At 69.7% G+C, this 18223-nt stretch carries 15 protein-coding genes and 1 tRNA gene; 8 read left to right on the forward strand and 8 right to left on the reverse strand.

Going from position 1 to position 18223, the window contains the following annotated elements:
• Positions 1 to 37: 37 nt before the first annotated feature.
• The 3 genes from ACX80N_RS02175 to ACX80N_RS02185 form a co-directional block, all read right to left on the reverse strand.
• Positions 38 to 922: an ABC transporter permease gene (locus ACX80N_RS02175; RefSeq protein WP_459338464.1), complete on the reverse strand. Its 885-nt coding sequence runs from the start codon at positions 920 to 922 to the stop codon at positions 38 to 40.
• Positions 923 to 975: 53 nt separating this feature from the next.
• Complete coding sequence (locus tag ACX80N_RS02180; protein ID WP_459338109.1) at positions 976 to 1980, reverse strand: ABC transporter permease; 1005 nt, start codon at positions 1978 to 1980, stop codon at positions 976 to 978.
• A gap of 99 nt (positions 1981 to 2079) precedes the next feature.
• The gene (locus ACX80N_RS02185; RefSeq protein WP_459338110.1) at positions 2080 to 3780 is read right to left on the reverse strand and encodes an ABC transporter substrate-binding protein; all 1701 of its coding nucleotides are present in this window, start codon (positions 3778 to 3780) and stop codon (positions 2080 to 2082) included.
• Positions 3781 to 3988: 208 nt separating this feature from the next.
• Here ACX80N_RS02185 and ACX80N_RS02190 point away from each other — a divergent pair, with 208 nt between their 5' ends.
• Entirely contained in the window at positions 3989 to 4993 is a 1005-nt protein-coding gene (locus tag ACX80N_RS02190; protein WP_459338111.1) for a DUF2332 domain-containing protein, read from the forward strand.
• Between the two features lie 220 nt (positions 4994 to 5213).
• Complete coding sequence (locus ACX80N_RS02195) at positions 5214 to 6389, forward strand: GNAT family N-acetyltransferase (RefSeq protein WP_459338112.1); 1176 nt, start codon at positions 5214 to 5216, stop codon at positions 6387 to 6389.
• Here ACX80N_RS02195 and ACX80N_RS02200 read toward each other — a convergent pair.
• Complete coding sequence (locus tag ACX80N_RS02200; RefSeq protein ID WP_459338113.1) at positions 6357 to 7106, reverse strand: polysaccharide deacetylase family protein; 750 nt, start codon at positions 7104 to 7106, stop codon at positions 6357 to 6359. The genes ACX80N_RS02195 and ACX80N_RS02200 overlap by 33 nt on opposite strands.
• A 60-nt stretch (positions 7107 to 7166) precedes the next feature.
• Positions 7167 to 8366 carry a MarP family serine protease gene (locus ACX80N_RS02205; RefSeq protein WP_459338114.1) on the reverse strand — a complete coding sequence of 400 codons (1200 nt, stop codon included), beginning with the start codon at positions 8364 to 8366 and terminating at the stop codon, positions 7167 to 7169.
• A gap of 235 nt (positions 8367 to 8601) precedes the next feature.
• On the opposite strand from ACX80N_RS02205, the gene ACX80N_RS02210 reads away from it, so the two are divergent.
• A complete protein-coding gene (locus ACX80N_RS02210) occupies positions 8602 to 9279 on the forward strand; it encodes a Crp/Fnr family transcriptional regulator (RefSeq protein ID WP_105033162.1) in 678 nt (225 codons plus the stop codon).
• An 83-nt stretch (positions 9280 to 9362) separates the two neighbouring features.
• Here the strand turns inward: ACX80N_RS02210 and ACX80N_RS02215 are convergent, their stop codons facing one another.
• Genes ACX80N_RS02215 through ACX80N_RS02225 form a run of 3 tightly spaced genes read right to left on the reverse strand, consistent with a single transcriptional unit; the run spans position 9363 to position 10921 of the window.
• Positions 9363 to 10277 carry an NUDIX hydrolase gene (locus tag ACX80N_RS02215; protein WP_105033163.1) on the reverse strand — a complete coding sequence of 305 codons (915 nt, stop codon included), beginning with the start codon at positions 10275 to 10277 and terminating at the stop codon, positions 9363 to 9365.
• 3 nt (positions 10278 to 10280) lie between these two features.
• Positions 10281 to 10763, reverse strand: a complete 483-nt coding sequence (locus ACX80N_RS02220) for a RidA family protein (protein ID WP_459338115.1) — start codon at positions 10761 to 10763, stop codon at positions 10281 to 10283.
• A gap of 2 nt (positions 10764 to 10765) precedes the next feature.
• Positions 10766 to 10921 (reverse strand): DUF4177 domain-containing protein, encoded by a 156-nt coding sequence (locus ACX80N_RS02225; RefSeq protein WP_108724255.1) that lies wholly within the window; start codon positions 10919 to 10921, stop codon positions 10766 to 10768.
• A gap of 35 nt (positions 10922 to 10956) precedes the next feature.
• Here ACX80N_RS02225 and ACX80N_RS02230 point away from each other — a divergent pair, with 35 nt between their 5' ends.
• The 5 genes from ACX80N_RS02230 to ACX80N_RS02250 all read left to right on the forward strand — a co-directional run bounded on the left by ACX80N_RS02230 (position 10957) and on the right by ACX80N_RS02250 (position 18173).
• Entirely contained in the window at positions 10957 to 13260 is a 2304-nt protein-coding gene (locus tag ACX80N_RS02230) for a transglycosylase domain-containing protein (protein ID WP_459338116.1), read from the forward strand.
• A 1-nt stretch (position 13261) separates the two neighbouring features.
• Positions 13262 to 14209 (forward strand): metallophosphoesterase, encoded by a 948-nt coding sequence (locus ACX80N_RS02235; RefSeq protein ID WP_105033166.1) that lies wholly within the window; start codon positions 13262 to 13264, stop codon positions 14207 to 14209.
• A 111-nt stretch (positions 14210 to 14320) separates the two neighbouring features.
• A complete protein-coding gene (locus ACX80N_RS02240; RefSeq protein ID WP_459338117.1) occupies positions 14321 to 16156 on the forward strand; it encodes an ABC transporter ATP-binding protein in 1836 nt (611 codons plus the stop codon).
• On the forward strand, positions 16153 to 18009 hold the full coding sequence (locus tag ACX80N_RS02245) for an ABC transporter ATP-binding protein (RefSeq protein ID WP_459338118.1): 1857 nt from the start codon (positions 16153 to 16155) through the stop codon (positions 18007 to 18009). The genes ACX80N_RS02240 and ACX80N_RS02245 overlap by 4 nt, the downstream gene beginning before the upstream one ends.
• A gap of 87 nt (positions 18010 to 18096) precedes the next feature.
• Positions 18097 to 18173, forward strand: a tRNA-Pro gene (locus tag ACX80N_RS02250).
• The last annotated feature ends 50 nt before the right edge of the window (positions 18174 to 18223 follow it).

Here is an 18223-nt window from a genome sequence, read left to right on the forward strand (position 1 = left end):
CCCGAGGGCCGGCGGCCGCCGTCGTGCGCAGCGCGTCCTACTTCCTGCGCGTCTTCGGGTCGAGGGCCTCGCGCAGCGACTCCCCGAGGAGCGTGAAGCCGAGCGCCGTGATGGCGATGCAAGCACCCGGCAGGAAGGCCAGCTGCGGCGCGACCGCGAGCTCGGCCTGCGCATAGGTGAGCATGCGCCCCCACTCCGCGGCCTGGGGCAGTCCACCGCCGAGCCCGAGGAAGGACAGCGCCGCCGCGTCGATGACGGCGGTCGCCAGGGTCAGCGTGGCCTGCACGATCACCGGGCCCATGCTGTTGGGCAGCAGGTGGCTCATCGTGATGGTCCTGCGGCTGAGTCCGAGGGTCTGCGCCGCCAGGATGTAGTCGGCACCCCGCTGGGACAGCATGGTGGAGCGCAGCAGCCTCGCGAAGATGGGGATCTGCGACACGCCGATGGCGATCATGATGGCGTAGGAGCCCTGCCCCAGCACCGCGGCGATGCTGACCGCGAGCAGCAGGTGCGGCACGGACAGCAGGATGTCCACGAAGCGCATGATGAGGCTGTCCACCCAGCCGCCGAGGCCACCGGCCAGCACACCGAGCAGCATGCCGCCCGCGAGGCCGAGAGCGGTCGAGACGACGCCGATCATGAGCGAGGCCTGCGCGCCCCAGATCAGCTTGCTGAGCACGTCCCCGCCGAAGCGGTCGAGGCCCAGCGGGAAGCCGTCGATCTCCCCGGGGCCCGGGATGGTCGTGGGCGTGATCGAGGTGCGCCCGGGCAGGTCGTCGCCACCGTGCGGCGCGAGGATCGGGGCGAGGACGGCCACGAGCAGGAACAGGCCGATGATGACGGCGCCCACGATCGCCTGCGGGTTCCTGCGCAGGCGCAGGTACGCGTCCTTCCAGAGGCCGGTGCCGCGCTCGGGCTCCATCGCGGGATCGCTGGGGGCCGGCGAACCGGCGACGGCGGGAGGCAGGATGGCACTCATTGCACACGCACCCTCGGGTCGATGACGGAGTAGGACAGGTCCACGATCAGGTTGATCAGCGCGTAGAGGATCGCGATGAAGATGATGAAGCCCTGCAGCACGGGATAGTCCAGCCCGAAGATGGCATCGCGCAGGAACCTGCCGATCCCGTTGAACGCGAAGACCGTCTCCGTCAGCACCGCCCCCGAGATGAGCAGGCCGAGCTGCAGGCCGATCGTCGTGACGACCGGGAGCATGGCGTTGCGCAGGATGAATCGGCCGCGGATGGTGCGTTCCATCAGGCCCTTCGCGCGGGCCGTACGGACGTAGTCGGCGTTCTGCACCTCGAGGACCGAGGCGCGCGTGATCCGGACGATGATCGCCAGCGGGATTGTGCCGAGGGCGAGGCCGGGGAGGATCAGGTGCAGGAAGGCGTCCCACGCGGCGTCGTACTCACCCGTCAGCAGCCCGTCCAGCACGTAGAACTGCGTGTAGTGCGTGGCGTCGAGCCGGGGGTTCTGCCGGCCGTCGGGCGGCAGGATCGACCACTGGATCGCGAACAGGTACTTGAGGATGAAGGCCAGGAAGAACACGGGCACGGTGATGCCGATGAGGCTCAGCACCACGGAGCTGTGGTCGAGGAGCCGGGCGTAGTGCCGTGCGGCAAGATACCCGAGCGGGATGCCGACACCGATCGCGAAGACCAGGGCCACGACGGCGAGCTCCACCGTCGCGGGGAACCGGGTGGCGAACTCCTCGAGCACGGGGCGGCCCGTGTTGATGGAGACGCCGAAGTCGCCCTGCAGCAGCTTGCCGATGTACGTCAGGTACTGGGTGATGAGGGGGCGGTCGAAACCGTACAGCTCGTTGATCCGGGCGATCGCCTCGGGGGTGGCCTTCTCGCCGAGCAGCGCGGTGGCCGGACCGCCGGGGAGACTGCGCACCCACAGGAACAGCAGGAGGGACAGGCCGAAGAGGGTGGGGATGAGCAGAGCTATCCGTTTACCGATGACGCGTAACACTGGGGGTCCTTCCGGGTTGACCGGCGACAGCCGGGCAGGGGTAGCACGAGCACGGGCCGGCCACCGGGATCAGTGGCCGGCCCGTGCTGCGTCCTGCTGCTACTCGCTCAGCTCGATATCGGTGAAGACCTCGTCGTTGACGGGGCTTGCCGGGTAGGAGGTGACGCGCGGCGCGAAGGCCAGCGACGGAGCGGGATGGGCGAGCGGGACCGCCGGGTTGAACTGGGCGATCTGCTCGTTGATCTCCTTGTAGAGCTCCGTCTGCTGCTCGCGGTCGCTAACCCCGCGTGCTTCGTCGAGGGCGGCGAACAGCTCGGGGTTGTTGAAGCCGTACTCCAGCTTCTCCTTGCCGAAGAAGACGCCGATGAAGTTGTCGGTGTCGTTGTAGTCGCCGGTCCAGCCGAGCAGGTGGATGCCGTGGTCCGGGGTCGCCTGCACCTGGTTCAGGTAGTCGGGGGACCACGCTGCGGGAGCCGGCTTGACGGTGATGCCCACCTCGGCGAGCTGTGCCTGCAGGTTGGTGAAGACCTGCTCAGGGGTGGGCATGTACGGACGCGAGACGTTCGTCGGGTAGTTGAACGTCACCTCGAAGCCGTCGGGGTAGCCCGCCTCGGCCAGCAGCTCCTTGGCGCGCTCGGGGTCGTAGTCGTACGTGGTGACGTCCTCGTTGTAGCCGTCGACGACCTCGGGGATGAACTGCGTGGCGACCTTCGTGCCCTCGGGCAGGGTCTGCGCCACGAGCGCATCCTTGTCGATGGCGTGCGAGATGGCCTGACGGACCTTGACGTCCTTCAGCTCGGGGACGGCCTGGTTCATGCCCAGGTAGAGGATGGTGAACGGGTCACGCGGCGTGACGTTGTAGCCGGCGTCCTTCAGCGACTGCGTGTCCGCGGGTGCCACGAGGTCGTAGCCGTCGATGTCCCCGGCCTCGAGGGCCTGGCGGCGTGCCTGCGGATCGTCGATGATGCGGAAGATCGTCTTGGTGATCTGGCCCTTGTCGCCCCAGTAGTCCTCGTAGATGGACAGGTCGACCTGCTGCCCCACGTCCCAGGAATCGAACTTGAACGGGCCGGTACCCACGGGATGGCCGAGGGCGTACTCGCTGAGCGAGGGCGCTTCCGCGGTGCCGCCGATCTCGTCCGCGGCGTACTCCTCGAGCGCCGTGGGGCTCTGCATGGCGAAGGACGGCAGCGACAGTGCTGCGATGAACCCTGCGAACGGCTTGGCGAGGTTGATGGTGACTTCGTTGTCGCCATTGGCCTCGCAGGACTCGTAGACGGCCTTGTCGGGGCTGTCCACGAAGCCGCGGAACAGGGAACCGTAGTAGTACGACGTCGACTCGGCCTGCTGGATGCCGGTCCAGTTGTACCAGCGGTCGAAGTTGAAGCAGACGGCCTCCGCATCGAACGGCGTGCCGTCGTGGAAGGTCACGCCCTCCTTGAGCTGGAAGACGGTGGACAGGCCGTCCTCGGCGGTCTCCCAGGACTCGGCGAGCAGCGGGGCGGGATCGGCCGTACCGGGCTCCACTCCGACGAGCCCCTCGAAGATCTGGCGACTGACCCGGAAGGACTCGCCGTCGCTGGCGAACGCGGGATCGAGCGACTTGGGGTCGGAGGACGCGGCAAAGACGAAGGTGGAGTCGACGGCGGTGTCGCCCTCACCCTCGGCGCCCGTGTTCTCCTCACGCTGGCTCTGCACGCAGCCGGTGAGGAGGAGTGCTGCGATGGAGAATCCTGCTGTGAGCGCCGCGCGTTTCCTCGCGAAACCTGCGCCGCGCACGGATGTGCCTCGGTTAGACATAAGTGCTCCTGGTGGACGAGTGATTCCTACCGGATCTACCGGCAGCCGTGGGACCACGGCGGCGAGCGCGCTGATCCGTGTGACGAGCCTAACTTCCGGGAAGGCCCGTAACAGTATTTCGGGGGCCGGAGTGGTTACGATTTGGCATCATGCGCAGCCCGGCGGTTGCGGGTTACACCGGGGAAATACCTGCGAAACGGGAGGATCGATGAGCGGGACAGAAATGACCACATCCGCGCGCTACCGGCGCTTCGCGGAGACCGACGCCCGTGGGTACTCGCCCCTGTACGACGAGTGGTGCACGGGTGTGAGCGACGACGACGAGGTCCTCGCCCTGCTCGACTCCCTTCCGCCGGCGCGCCGCCAGCCGGTCCTGTTCCTCGGCGCGGCCCGCTTCGCCGGGGTGCCCCTCGGCGGCTACCGCGCCTTCCGCTCGTTCGTCGTCGGGCACTGGGAGGAGATACGCCACGTCATGGAGACGCGGACCACCCAGACGAACGAGGCGGGGCGCTGCGCCGTCCTGCTGCCGAGTCTCGCCGCGATCAGCGCCGGGGAGGGCAGGCCGCTGGCACTCATCGAGGTCGGCGCGTCGGCGGGCGCGTGCCTCTTCCCCGACCGGTATGCGTACGCCTACTCCCCCGGCCCGACCCTCACGCCCGCTGCGGGCTCCCCGGTCCCGCCCCTCGCGTGCTCGGTGACCGGGGCCGTCCCGCTCCCGTCGGCGCCTCCCGCCGTCACCTGGCGGGCGGGTATCGACCTGAACCCGCTCGACGCGGGGGATGCGGATGACGTGCGGTGGCTCGAGGCCCTCGTCTGGCCCGAGCACGGCTTCCGCGCCGAGCGCCTCAGGGCCGCGTTGGGTGTGGTGCGGGAGGACCCGCCGCTGCTCGTGCGTGGCGACCTCAACGAGCAGCTCCTGCCCCTCATCGGGCGCGCACCGTCCGACGCCGTCGTCGTCGTGTTCCACAGTGCCGTCCTCGCGTACCTCGACGCCGAGGGACGGCAGCGGTTCCGCGACACGATGCTGCGGCTCGCAGCGGACCGGGACCGCCCCGTGCACTGGCTGTCGCACGAGGGCGCCGGCACGCTCGACGGGGTGCCCGGCGCCCTGGAGAGGGTGGCGGGTGAGGAGGACGGCAGGTTCGTGCTGCAGCACAACGGTCGGTCGGTCGCGCGCACCGGGCCGCACGGGCAATCGATCGAATGGCTCTGAAGCGGCGGCCGCACCGGGCCGGGACTTCCCGGTCCGCGCCGCGGGCGCAGGCGCTGCCCGACGGACCGGCGCTCCCGGAGGAGGCTGCTGGTACTCTGACCCCACCCGGCCGCGAATCGCCGATACCGGGCCGTCCCGCAGGATCCGGTCGGCCCGAGATCGTCGTGGGCTCGGCTGTGTCCTGAGTGGTGCGACGACGACCCCGGAGGCGAGGACCGCGATGAGCTACATCATCGGGCGTGAGGACGATTTCGACTTCCTGTCCGCCGAGTACGCCGCCCTGCACGCCGACTCCGGGGCTACGTCGTTCCAGCACGGCGTCTGGCTGCACCGCCTCTACACCACGCTGGCTCCGGCCCGGGGCGCCCGACCGGTCGTGGTGACCGTTCGGCGGGAGACCGACCGGGGGCTGGTGCTGGTGCTGCCGCTGGTCCGCGTCGGCGGGGCCGTTCGTACGCTCACCTTCGCCGACCTCGGAGTGGCGGACTACAACGCCGCCGTCGTCCCGCAACCGGTGCTGGTGGAACTCTCGCGTCGTCCGGAGGTCGTCGCCGGGATCCGTCGCACGCTCGGGGGCTTCGACCTGCTCCGCGTGGACCGCGTCGTGGGCTCCCCCGACGCGATGGCCGCGCTACTGGGCGGTGCGCTCGTGCGCCGCCACCACTACGACACCCACCTGATGACCCTGGAGGGCACCCCGGAAGCGTGGCGCGGGACCCTGGACGCGGCGTTCGTGCGGCACCTCGAGCGCAAGTACAAGCGTCTGCGCCCCAAGGGCGAGCGGGTCCTGCGCGTGGTGACGGCCGCCGCCGAGGTCGAGCCCCTGATGCGGAGGATGCGCGCCTTCCGGTCGGCCCGTTTCGCCGAACGGCGCGGCGTGGACCTCGTGCAGGACGATGCCACCTTTGCCTTCTACCAGGCCGTCGCCGAGGACAGCGTGCGCCTCGGAGGCCCGGGACGGCTCGTCGTGCTGGACGTCGGAGCCGAGCCGGTCGCGATCGCCCTCGATCTGGTGGAGCCCGACCGGGAACTGTTCCTGCTCGTGGGCTACGACGTCGAACGTCTCCGGAACTACTCGCTCGGGCTCCTGATCGTCGACGGCCTGGTGCAGGACGCCATCCGCCGGGGCAAGTCCTACTTCGACCTCACGGTGGGTGACGAACCGTACAAGTCCGACTTCGCCGCGCGGTCCGTGCCGCTCCATCAGTTACGGGTGCCCCGGACGATGCGGGGCCGCGCGGCGATGGTCTCCGCCGACGGTCTCCTCGCTGCGCGGCGTGCCGCGAAGCGCGTGCTGCTGGCGGTGGAGGCACGGCGTGCGCGGAAGGCGGCCCGGCCGACGCGCTCCGATGACGGTGCGGGATCAGCGACGCCCGCGCAGTCCCAGGCGCAGTGAGTGCCGCACCATGCGGGCCACCAGGTGCGCCGGGGTGTCCCGGGGGCTGATGTAGCAGCGCGGCAGGGTGAACCGGTCGCCCGGGTCGTAGTCCCCGATCACGCACCCGTGGTCGTACCCGGCCGCACGGACGGCACCGGTGGCGGCCTCGTCGAACTCGCCGTACGGGTAGCAGAAGCTCGCGACTCCGGTCTGCAGGACGTCCTGCAGGACCTCCCGGCTTCCACTGATCTCCTCGACCAGGGAGTCGGCACCGACACCGCGCAGGTGGGGATGGGTCATGGTGTGGCTGCCGACCTCCTGCCCCGCAGCGGCGACGGCACGCACCTGATCGGCGTCGAGAAGACCGAGCCGGGGGCCGTCGTCCCACTCGTTGGTGCCGCCGAGCCCACCGGCCACCACATAGAGCGTGCTGCTCATGCCGTGGCGCTGCAGGGCCGGGAGGGCGTGCTCGAGGTAGTCGGTGTAGCCATCGTCGAACGTGAGGCCGACGAGGCGGCGTGCCTCCCCGCGTTCGCCCGCGCGCAGCAACTCGGACAGCGACACCCCGCGTAACCCCAGTCGCCGCAGCAGTCCCAGGTGCCGGTCCAGCCGGTCCGGGTGGACCCGCAACCGGTGCGGATCCGGCAGGCGGGACGGGCTGATCGAGTGGTACATGAACACCGGCGGCGTGGCCAGTCGTGTCCGCCCCGTGCGTGCGGTTGATTCCTGGGACAACGCAGTTCCCCCTGATCCGAGAGCGGGCCGTGCGGTGAAAGCGTAGCAGCGGGGTCTGCCCTAGCCTCGGGCGCACTGCCCGGCCGAGACGGCCTCGGCCAGATCGGGCGCGCTCTCGGCGATGGGGCGCAGTTCCTCGAGGGACAATGCGTACCCGACGGGCGCATCGGCCGTGGACTTCGCGAAGACGACGCCGGCCACGCGGCCCTGCAGATCCAGCAGGGGTCCGCCGGAGTTCCCCTGCTGGACGTTCGCGGCGAGGCTGTAGACCTGGAGCGGCTGCGGCTCGGCGCCGTAGATGTTGTTGACGAGCACGGGTGACAGGCCCTGGACGCTCGCGGGCTGGATCCGGTAGGGGCCGCCCGCGGGGTAGCCGGCGAACGCCGCCGTCGTCCCGTTGTCCAGTTCCTGGCCGAGCGGCAACGGAGCGGCCCGCAGGTCGTCGACGGCGATCACGGCGATGTCGCGGGCCGTGTCGAGCTGCACCACCCGACCGGGCAGCGCACCGCCGCCGGGGACCTCCACGACGGGCTCGTCCACACCGGCGACGACGTGCGCATTGGTGATCACCCGTCCCGGTGCGACGACGAATCCGGAGCCGGTCTGGTTCTGGCCGCACTGGAAGGCCGTCCCGGTGATGCGGACCACCGACGCGGCGGCGGCGGCGAGTTCCGGGGTGTCCACAGAGGCGTCGGGCACAGCGGCCGGCGTCGCGGGTCCCACGCTCTCGAGGATGGTGGGGATGCCGTCGTCGACCGCGATGGTGCGCAGTTGCGCCATCCAGGTGCGTACGGGACCGGGTGTGGCCGTGTCGATCGCCCGGATCACCTGCGAGGACGCGATCTGCTGGGACAGGAAGGGGACGCCGAGGGTCCCGACGCCGAAGGCGAGCATCGACAGGACGAGCGCCGCGACGACGACGTTCACGACGCCGCCGAGGATGCGGTCGATGATGCGCAGCGGTGGGAAATCGGACCACCGGCGGATGGACGCCCCCAGCGCCGATCCGACGGCCTGACCGACGATGATGAGCACCACCACCGTGCCGATCACGGCGATCAGGCGCCACGGGTTGTCGGGGACCCACGCGCTGACGAGGGGGATGGCGAAGAACGCGGCGACGGCCCCGGCGACGAAGCCCGCGATGCCGCCGAGGGTGACGAGGAGGCCGTTGCGGAGCCCTGTCACGAGGTAGCCGAGGAGGACCACGACCAGGACGAGGTCGAGGAGCGTGAACCCCGCGAGGCTGAATTCCGGCACGAACGTTCTCCCTGGCTCTGGACGGCGGGAGAACGGCGTGCATCCCGACACTGCGAGCGATTCTAGCGGCGCGTCATGGGAAGAGCGTGGGAGTACGGTCCCGAGCCGCTGGATGCGGGCCTCCCGGCAGCGATCGAAGCGTGTATCAGTCGTCACATCCGCTCCGGTACGGCAAGATGGACAGGAGAAGACAGCGGGGACAGCCGCGGAACGACACCACGCATCAGGAGAATTCATGGACATCGAGGTACTGCGCCGGGCACCCCTCTTCGCATCACTGGGAGACGACGTCTTCGCGGCGCTGACGGACGAGCTCATCGAGGTGGATCTCCCCCGCGGTTCGTCGGTCTTCCGTGAGGGGGACCAGGGCGACCAGCTGTACTTCATCGTCTCCGGCAAGATCAAGCTCGGACGCACCGCCCAGGACGGGCGCGAGAACCTCCTCGCGATCCTGGGCCCGGGTGAGCTGTTCGGCGAGATGGCACTGTTCGATCCGAGTCCCCGCACCGCGACCGCGACCGCCGTGTCCGAGACGCGCCTCGCCGGGCTGAAGAACGAGGACCTCCGGGCCCTGCTCGAGACACGCCCCGAGGTGTCGGCCCAGCTGCTGCAGGCCCTCGCCCGCCGCCTCCGCCGCACCAACGAGTCGCTCGCCGACCTGGTCTTCTCCGACGTCCCCGGGCGCGTGGCGAAGGCCCTGCTGGATCTGGCGGACCGCTTCGGCCGGCCGGCCACCGACGGCATCCTCGTGGCGCACGAACTCACGCAGGAGGAGCTCGCGCAGCTCGTCGGGGCGTCCCGCGAGACGGTCAACAAGGCCCTCGCCGAGTTCGTCCAGCGCGGCTGGCTCCGCCTCGAGGCGCGCGCCGTCGTCATCCTCGACATCCAGCGCCTGCGCCAGCGCAGCCGCTGAGGTCCGGATGGCGGAAGGCACCCGCCTGCGGGTGCCTTCCGCCATCCGGGTGGGGGTGTCAGCTGGGTGGCCGGACGGCGGCGTCAGCGCCCCCGCTGCACCGATCCGCCCTCGGTGAGCTTGGGGCACTCGACCTGGAGCACGAGATCGCCGTCGTGCTCCTCGAGCTGCGGGTGGTACAGCTTCACCGGGCGCTTGTGGGAGAGGTAGGCGATACAGCCGCGCGAGGAGCCGATCTTCTCCAGGATGATCTCGACCGCCGGCACCGCCAGCTCGCTCAGGGTGCGGCCCACCGTGTTCGGCTGGCCCACCTCGTCGCCGAGCCGGGTGGTGTCGCGGTCGGCGATCTCCTGGGCCGCCCAGCGCCACTGTCCCCAGACGCCCTTGCTCGCGAGGATGCTCGGCTCCTGGTTCACGGGCTGCGCCGCGGCGAAGTAGTGGGTGTCGAAGCGGCGGTGCGCGAAGTCGGGGGTGACCCAGTGCGAGATCGGCTTGATGAGGTCGGTCCGGACGCCGAGGCCGCGACGGCCGAGGATGTCCGCGAAGCGGCACTCGCCCTCGTTGATGGCCTCGCGCGCCTTCATCCACTCCTTCACCTGCGTGCCCTCGACGAGGGACGACGCATCGGGACCGGCGAGCAGGACGCCGGTCTCCTCGAACAGCTCCCGGATGGCGCACAGCACGTGCCGGCGGGCCACGCGGTGGTCCTCGACGCCGAGGGTCTTCGCCCACATCGACGGCGTGGGCCCGAACCAGCGCAGCTCGTCGTCGTCGGACTCCTCGATGCTCCCGCCCGGGAAACCGAGGACGCCCAGGGGCGACTGCCCGCGCCGGTAGGACAGGTAGGTCTCCGTGCCGATCGCGCTGTCGCGCAGGAGGACCACGGACGACGCCGGCCGGGCCTTCAGCGGTGTGCGCTCCCCGTGTTCGATCCAGCTCTGCGCCGCCGTGCGCTGGTCCGGGGCCACGGGGAAGAACCGGGTGCTGAGACGGTCCACGGCCTAGACGAACTCCGCGATGACCTCGACCTCGACGGGCGAGTCGAGGGGGAGGACGGCCACGCCGACGGCGGACCGGGCATGCACCCCGGCGTCGCCCAGGACGGCGCCGAGCAGCTCGGACGCTCCGTTGATCACTGCGGGCTGACCGGTGAACGAGGGATCGGATGCCACGTATCCGACGACCTTCACGATCCGCGTGATGCGGTCGAGGTCCCCGATCTGGCTCTTGATCGCGGCGAGGGCGTTCACGGCGCAGGTGGCTGCGAGGGACGCCGCCGCTGCGGCGTCGACGTCGGCCCCGACCTTGCCCGTGGCTGTGAGTTTGCCCCCAATGAAGGGCAGCTGGCCCGAGGTGTACACGTGGCTGCCGGTGACGACGGCCGGGACGTAGGAGGCCACCGGGGGGACCACGTCGGGAAGGGCGATGCCGAGGTCCGAGAGGCGTGCCTCGACGGCGGAAACCGCGGTATCTCCAGCAGGCACTGCTAGCTCTTCTCCCTCTTGAGGTACGCCACGAGGCCGTTCCCGTCCGGTCCGGGGACCACCTGCACGAGCTCCCACCCGTCCTCGCCCCACTGGTCGAGGATCTGCTTCGTCGCATGGATGATGAGCGGAATCGTGGAGTACTCCCATTTCGTCATGAGGAAAGCCTAGCGCGTGCTTGTAAACTGGAATAATGGCTGCGCGCAAATCACCCCTCTTCGACACGGCAACCACCCTCGGCAAGATCATTGCATTCCTCGGGATCAGTGGGCTCGCGGGTGTACTCGCCGCGGGCCTCCTCGTGCCCGTGGCTGCCGCCGCGGGTACGGGCGCCTCCGCCTCCCTCCAGTTCTTCGAGGAACTGCCGGCCGAGCTGGAGCGCGAGGCACTCGCCCAGCCGACCAACATCCTGGCCGCGGACGGATCGCTCATCGCGACCCTCTACGAGGAGAACCGCCAGCCCGTCACCCTCGATCAGGTGTCCCCGCACATGAAGGACGCCCTGATCGCGATCGAGGACTACCGCTACTACGACCACGGCGGCGTGGATCTCGAGGGCATCCTCGGAGCGATCGCCAGCAACGTGTCGAGCGGCACCCAGCGCGGGGCATCGACCCTCACGCAGCAGTTCGTCACGAACACCCTGAACGACTCGGCCCGCCAGAACGGCGGGGAGGTCACGCTCAACGGCGGCGGCAAGTCCGTCGGCGACAAGCTCCGCGAGATGAAGCTGGCCATCGCCGTCGAGAAGGAGCTCAGCAAGGACGAGATCCTCGAGGGCTACCTCAACATCGTGCAGTTCAGCGGCACGAGCTACGGCGTGCAGGCCGCGTCCAAGTACTTCTTCAGCGTGGACGCCAAGGATCTGTCCATCCCGCAGAGCGCCCTGCTGGCGGGCCTCGTCAACGGCCCGAGCTACTACAGCCCCACGGAGAACCCCGAACGGTCCCTCGAGCGGCGCAACCTCGTGCTCAACGCCATGCTCGTGCACGGCAAGATCACGCAGGAGGAGTACGACGCCTCCGTCGCCACGGATCTCGGCCTCAATGTCACCCCGACGCTGAGCGGCTGCGTCGGTGCCGCCCAGGCCCCGTACTTCTGCGACTACGTCACGCACCTCATCCTCAACGACCCCGCCTACGGCGAGACGGTGGAGCAGCGCAGGAAGGTGCTGAACCGGTCCGGCCTCACCATCAAGACCACGCTCGACTCCCGCGTCCAGGCGGCCGCACAGACCGCGATCAACGAGACCGCGAACCCCGACAGCACCGACGGCGCGGTGGGCCACTCCATGGTGAGCCTCGACCCCAAGACGGGGAACATCTTGTCGATGGGCCAGAACACGCGCTACATGCCCGGAGAGGCACCCGGCGACTCGGTCCTCAACTTCAACGTGGACCAGTACCAGGGCGGCGATCCCGCGAAGAGCCTCGGCGGCGTCGGCGGGTTCCAGCCCGGGTCGACCTTCAAGCCCTTCACGGTCGCCGCATGGGTGGATTCCGGCCGCTCCCTGAACACGGCCATCGACGGCCGCAAGCGCGTCTACCCCGAGGGCGACAAGTGGCCTGCGAGCTGCCTCCCCGGCGGCTCCTACACCGTCCTCAGTGACGACGGCAAGGGCTACTCCCCGCAGAACTACGGGGACACGAACTACGGCACTTTCACCGTCCTGCGAGGACTGGCCCAGTCCTACAACACCATCACGATGGAGACCGCCCGCCAGCTCGACATGTGCAAGATCTTCAGCATGGCGAACGACATGGGCATCCACAACGGCAAGAGTGCCAGCGGCGAGGAGGAGAGCCTCGACGTCCTCGCGCCAGGACTCATCGGCGGCGTGCAGGACGTCGCACCGCTCTCCATGGCGACGGCGTACGGAGGGTTCGCGGCCGAGGGCAGTGTCTGCCAGCCGCGGGCCATCACCGAGGTGACCGCCGCGGACGGCACCAGCTACCCGGTAGCCCCCGTGACCTGCAAGCAGGCGATCTCCAAGGAGACCGCCCAGGGCGTCAACTACGCCACCCAGGAGGTCATCAAGAGCGGTTCTGGCCAGCTGCTCGAGTTCGGGGACATCCCGATGGCCGGCAAGACCGGCACCAACGACCAGCGCTCGCAGACCTGGTTCATGGGCTACAACTCGGGCATGGTCACCGCGAGCTGGATCGGCAACTGGAAGGAGGGCAACACCTCCCTGAGCGGCCTGCAGATCGGCGGGCGCACCTACCCCGAGATCGACGGTTCGCTGATCGCCGCCCCGTCATGGGCACGCTTCATGCAGCAGATCCCCGGCCTGTACGTCGGCACGCCCTTCGCCAACCCTCCGGCTGCCATGATCAACGGCACCCAGCGCGGGACCAACCCCACCCGCCCCACCACACCCGCCACCCCGGGCGCCGGGATGAACACCGGTGGAACTGGCACCGGCGGTACCACCGGTGGTACCACTGGAGGAACCGGCGGCGCTGCCGGCAACAACGGCAACGGAGGCAACGGCTAGCGTGAAATCGACTTCTACATCCCGGAGCGGGGCACCGCTCGGCTGGGCGGCAGGCCTCACCCTGACCACGGCGGCCGCAACCCTCGCCTACGCCTCGACCGTCGAGCGCACGCTGTACCAGGTGCGGGAGGAGACCCTCCCCATCCTCCCGCAGGGCTCCTCTCCCCTGCGCGTGCTGCACCTGTCCGACATCCACATGGTCCCCGGGCAGAAGTCGAAGGCGAACTGGCTCTCCAGCCTCGCGAGCCTGAAGCCCGACCTCGTGGTCAACACGGGTGACAACCTGAGCTCCAGGAAAGCCCTGGGACCGCTGCTCGAGGCGCTGGAACCCCTCCTGGGGGTGCCGGGCGTCTTCGTTCCCGGGTCCAACGACTACTACGCCCCCGTGTTCAAGAACCCGCTGCGGTACTTCGCCGGCCCGTCCATCGCGCCGAAGGCGTCGGAGCCCCAGGACCTCCCGTGGGCGGACATGTTCAGCGCCTTCGGTGCTGCCGGCTGGGTGGACCTGACCAACCGGGCGCAGTCCGTCGGCTTCGGAGGCCTCCGCATCGACTTCACCGGTGTGGACGATCCGCACCTGGGCCGTGACCGCTATGTGCCCTACCCCGCGGGCAGCAGCACCTCCGCCGAGGCGCCCCACATCCGGGTGGCCGTGGCACACGCCCCCTACCAGCGCGTGCTGGACTACTTCACCGACGGCGGAGCGGACCTGATCCTCGCCGGCCACACGCACGGCGGCCAGGTGTGCGTGCCCGGCTACGGTGCCCTGGTCAGCAACTGCGACCTGCCCACCTGGCGGGCCCGCGGGCTCACGCAGTGGGAGCACGACGGCCGCTCCGTGCCGCTCAACGTCTCGGCCGGCATCGGGACATCGCGTTTCGCGCCGATCCGGTTCGCCTGCCGGCCGGAAGCCGTGCTCCTGACGCTTACCCCCCGGAGCGCGCGTTAGCCACTGCTTCCTGCTTCTTCGGATTCCCGTAACGTGATCGGCGTTACAGCCCTGCTGGCCTAGGATGGTTGCTGAGGGACACCAACCACCATCTATCACCGAAGAGATGGCATGAAGCACCAGAACACACTGCGGGAATCGCTCGGGCGGCTCTATCCGCACGTCCGCCCCATCCTTCCGCGACTCCTCCTCGGCCTGCTCTGCGCCCTCGGCGCGAGCGTCATGGCCCTCGCCATCCCCCAGGTGCTGCGCGTCCTCATCAACGACGCGCTGGCCGAGGGCGGCTCCGCCCGCACCGTCTGGATCGCGTCCGGCGTCGTGCTGCTCCTGGGGGTCCTCGAGGCCGCCTTCGTGGCGCTGCGCCGCCAGTTCGTCATCACACCGGCGACGGCTGTGGAGACGAACATGCGCACCTCGTTCTACCGGCACCTGCAGGACCTGACGGTCGAGTTCCACGACCGCTGGGGCAGCGGCCAGCTCCTCTCCCGCGCCATGAGCGACCTCAACCTGATGCGGCGCTGGATGGCCTTCGGCCTCATCATGCTCGTGGTGACCTCGCTGACCGTGGTGATGGGCGTCGTCGTCATGTTCTTCATGAGCTGGGTCCTGGCCCTGATCTTCGTCGCGGCCGCCGTGCCGCTCATGGTCTACGGCTATCGTTTCCGTACGTCCTACAGCCGCGTCTCACGCAAGAGCCAGGACCAGGCCGGCGACCTCGCGACGACGGTCGAGGAGTCGGTGCACGGCATCCGCGTGCTGAAGGCGTTCGGTCGCAGCGGCGAGGCCCTGGAGGACTTCGAGGAGCAGGCCGAGGAACTGCGCCGGACCGAGATCTTCAAGGCGCGGTCCCTCGCGAACTTCTCCATGATCGTCACCCTGCTGCCGGAGCTCGCGCTCGGTGCGTCCCTCGTCGTCGGGATCACCCTCGCGGCGAGCGGTGACGTCTCCATCGGCGCGCTCGTGGCCTTCTTCGCCACGGCGGCAGCGGTGGCGGGTCCCGTGGAGTTCATCGGCCCTCTGCTGGCCATGACGTTCACGGCGAAGACGGCCATCGACCGGCACTACGAGGTCATGGAGTCGGAGAACACCATCACCGATCCGGCGTCGCCCGTGCACCTCCGGGCACCCCGGGGCGACCTGGTGTTCGACGCCGTCCACTTCCGCTACCCCGACGCACAGGACGACGCCGGCGACGTCCTCGACGGCATCGACCTGCGGCTGCGGGCCGGCGAGACCATGGCGCTCGTCGGCGTCACGGGCTGCGGCAAGAGCACCCTGCTCCAGCTCGTCCCGCGCCTGTACGACGTCACGTCAGGCAGCATCAGCATCGACGGCGTGGACCTGCGCGCCCTCACGCTCGGGGAGCTGCGCACGCTCGTCGCCGTCGCGTTCGAGGACACCACGCTGTTCTCGAACTCCGTGCGCGACAACGTGCTCATGGGCTCCGACGCCACCGGCGCGGACGCCGAGAGGATCCTCGCCGAGGCGCTCGATGTGGCGCAGGCCCAGTTCGCCCACGAGCTGCCCGACGGGCTCGACACCCTCATCGGCGAGGAGGGGCTCAGCCTCTCCGGCGGCCAGCGCCAGCGCATCGCCCTCGCACGCGCGATCGCCGCCCAGCCCACGGTGCTCGTCCTCGACGACCCGCTCTCGGCGCTCGATGTCGCCACGGAGGAACGCGTCTCGGAGGGGCTGCGCGCGGTGCTCACCACCACCACGACGCTCATCGTCGCACACCGGCCCTCCACGGTGGCCCTGGCGGACCGGGTGGCGCTGCTGCAGGACGGGCGGGTGGCCGATGTCGGGACGCACTCCGAACTGCTCGCCCGCAACGACCACTACCGCTACGTCATCGCGAGCCTCGACGACGAGGAGATCGCGCAGCTGGGACGCACCGTCCCGCCCCTGCAGCAACCCGCGCACGACGACGAGGAGGCGCTGGCATGAGCCGCACCACGGCAGCAACGGGCGGGGCGCCGAAGGACGGAGCCGGCACCACCTCCGCCGGCGTGCTGAACGAGGACGACGTCCTGCTCGACCGGGCGCAGAGCAGGTCGGTCCGCTCGCGGTCCTTCCGGCTCCTGGGTTCCCTCATCCGGCCCAACCGCCGGCAGTTCGTCTGGACCGTCCTGCTGGTCGTGATCTCGCAGGCGGCCCGTGTGGCCGGACCGGCGATCATCGCGCTCGGCATCGACCGCGCCCTGCCCGCCCTGATCGCGGGCGATCCGGTCCTGCTGTGGGTGGCCGGCGGGACGTACTTCCTCGCCGCCGTGCTCGCCTCCGTGCTGACCGCGGGCTATGTCCGCGCGACGGCGCAGCTCAGCCAGGCCATGCTGCTGGACCTGCGCCTGCGGGTGTTCCGTCATACCCAGCGGCTGAGCCTTGAGTTCCACGAGAAGTACACCTCGGGGCGCATCATCTCCCGCCAGACCTCGGACCTCGAGGCCCTGCGCGAACTGCTGGACTCGGGCGTCAGCTCCCTGGCCTCGGGCGCCATCTTCATGCTCTTCACGGCGGCCACGATCTTCGCCCTGGACTGGCGGACCGGGTTCCTCATCCTCGCCGCCGCCGTGCCCATGTTCCTCCTGGCACGCTGGTACCAGAAGCACTCCCAGATCGCGTACCGCGAGTCCCGGGTGGTGTCGGCGAAGCTGATCGTCCACTTCATCGAGACGATGACCGGCATCCGCGCCGTCAAGGCCTTCCGTCGCGAGGCGGTCAACGCCCGGCGCTACGACGACCTCGCGGAGGACTACCGCAGGGTCACCGTCCGCTCCATCAACCTCAACGGCGTCTTCCAGCCCGGCCTCGTGCTGATCGGCAACGTGACCGTCGCCGTCGTGCTGGTGTTCGGCGGTTTCCGGGTGCTCGGCGGCACGCTCGAGGTGGGTGCCCTCCTGGCCCTGCTGCTCTACAGCAAGCGCTTCTTCCAGCCCGTGGACCAGATGGCCATGTTCTACAACTCGTTCCAGTCGGCCGCCGCGGCACTCGAGAAGGTCTCGGGCCTGCTCGAGGAGGTCCCCACCGTCCGGCCCCCGAAGCACCCGGTGTCCCTGCCGCACCCTCGCGGTGCCGTCGAGTTCCACGACGTCTCGTTCCGGTACGGGAACGGCCCGGTGGTGCTGCCCACCATGGACCTGGCCATCGGTGCCGGACAGACCGTCGCCCTCGTGGGCCAGACGGGTGCCGGCAAGTCCACGCTGGCCAAGCTGATCGCGCGTTTCTACGACGTGTCCGAGGGCAGCCTGACGCTCGACGGCGTGGACCTGCGGGACCTCGCCCCGAAGGACCTGCGGCGCGCCGTCGTCATGGTGACACAGGAGGCGTTCCTCTTCAGCGGATCCGTGGCGGACAACATCGCCCTCGGCAAGCCCGAGGCCAGTCGCGAGGAGATCGTCGCGGCTGCGCGGGCCGTCGGAGCCGAGAACTTCATCCTCGACCTGCCGGAGGGCTTCGACACGGACGTGAACAAGCGCGGGGGCCGTGTCTCGGCCGGGCAGCGGCAGCTCATCAGCTTCGCCCGCGCGTTCCTCGCCGACCCGGCGGTCCTGATCCTCGACGAGGCGACGTCGTCGCTCGACATCCCGAGCGAGCGCCTGGTGCAGGAGGGCCTCCAGAAGCTCCTCGGCAACCGGACGGCCCTGATCATCGCGCACCGGCTCTCCACCGTGGCGATCGCGGACCGCGTGCTCGTGGTGCACGGCGGCGAGGTGGTGGAGGACGGCACGCCTGCCGAGCTGATCGGCGGGACGGGCCGTTTCGCGACCCTTCATGCGGCGTGGAAGGACTCCCTGGTGTGAGCTCCGGGCCCGGTTTTCCTCGCCGCTGATCCTCGGCTATCCTTGGACAGTTGCGGTTCGGGTGGTTCGGCCTTCCGGGTGCAGCATCGGGGTGTGGCGCAGCTTGGTAGCGCGCGTCGTTCGGGACGACGAGGTCGCAGGTTCAAATCCTGTCACCCCGACCATCTGGAAGAGGCCCGCCGGCAGCAGCCGGCGGGCCTCTTCCATGTCCCGG

The sequence above is a fragment of the Arthrobacter sp. MDT2-16 genome (genome assembly GCF_054510925.1).

Coding starts and splice junctions, on each gene's coding strand:
- ACX80N_RS02175 (WP_459338464.1), bottom strand. CDS start 922: ATGGAGCCCGAGCGCGGCACCGGCCTCTGGAAGGACGCGTACCTGCGC.
- ACX80N_RS02185 (WP_459338110.1), bottom strand. CDS start 3,780: ATGTCTAACCGAGGCACATCCGTGCGCGGCGCAGGTTTCGCGAGGAAA.
- ACX80N_RS02190 (WP_459338111.1), top strand. CDS start 3,989: ATGAGCGGGACAGAAATGACCACATCCGCGCGCTACCGGCGCTTCGCG.
- ACX80N_RS02195 (WP_459338112.1), top strand. CDS start 5,214: ATGAGCTACATCATCGGGCGTGAGGACGATTTCGACTTCCTGTCCGCC.
- ACX80N_RS02210 (WP_105033162.1), top strand. CDS start 8,602: ATGGACATCGAGGTACTGCGCCGGGCACCCCTCTTCGCATCACTGGGA.
- ACX80N_RS02225 (WP_108724255.1), bottom strand. CDS start 10,921: ATGACGAAATGGGAGTACTCCACGATTCCGCTCATCATCCATGCGACG.
- ACX80N_RS02230 (WP_459338116.1), top strand. CDS start 10,957: ATGGCTGCGCGCAAATCACCCCTCTTCGACACGGCAACCACCCTCGGC.
- ACX80N_RS02240 (WP_459338117.1), top strand. CDS start 14,321: ATGAAGCACCAGAACACACTGCGGGAATCGCTCGGGCGGCTCTATCCG.
- ACX80N_RS02245 (WP_459338118.1), top strand. CDS start 16,153: ATGAGCCGCACCACGGCAGCAACGGGCGGGGCGCCGAAGGACGGAGCC.